This is a genomic window from Oleiphilus sp. HI0061, assembly GCF_001635675.1.
Genome location: NZ_LWFE01000026.1, coordinates 1 through 735, shown reverse-complemented (window position 1 = coordinate 735; position 735 = coordinate 1). Strand labels below are relative to the sequence as shown.

The following is a 735-nucleotide window of genomic DNA, read 5'->3' as shown; positions in this document are numbered from 1 at the left end:
GATTCAAGTATTGAACCTTTCTGCCTCAATCTACCATAGCCTCCACAACTCAAAAGAAGCCGAAGAAGCAATTAAAGAATCATTACATCTCGCATCACAGGACGGCTTCATCTCTGTTTACACCAATGAGGCTGTTGAGCTTCTTCCGGTTCTAGCACTGGGTGCTGATCCCAGCATACCTGACAGCTATTTGCAGAAATTGAGCGCAACATTAGGATTAAGCAATGAGACCAAGCCTGTTCAACAAGATGAACTGCCTGGCGCAGCAGCATTGGAGAGCAATAAGCAATTGCTAGAACCTCTTAGCTCGCGCGAACTTGAAGTGCTCGGCCTGATTGATCAGGGCTTAGCAAACAAAGAGATCGCTCAGAAGCTAAGCCTCGCACCGGCCACCGTCAAAGCACATATTCGCAACCTATATGGAAAGATAGAAGCAAAGAGTCGTACAGAGGCTTTATCAAAAGCACGAAGCATTGGTCTGATCTAATATACGAGATCATAAAGTGTGATGCGCATCACACTTTATATCACTTAAGCCTAGGCGTAAGCCTTATGGACGATCTAATTAAGCCTGACTAAGCCCTATTATAAACTCATCGAAACAAGCAGTACTAAGTAAAAACTTCAGGCCTTTTACTTAGCGATGTTTGCGTCTTTCAGGTATTAGTTTTCCGATCAGGGCTTCCCTACAAGGCCCGACTTGTGAACGCGGCGAGATGATAGTTCGGCATCATC

At 45.0% G+C, this 735-nt stretch carries 1 protein-coding gene; it reads left to right on the top strand.

The window, feature by feature from the left end; all coding sequences use genetic code 11:
• Nucleotides 1-487: response regulator transcription factor (locus A3735_RS00430; RefSeq protein ID WP_156499272.1), on the top strand; the 487-nt coding region annotated here is incomplete at its 5' end.
• Nucleotides 488-735: the final 248 nt, after the last annotated feature.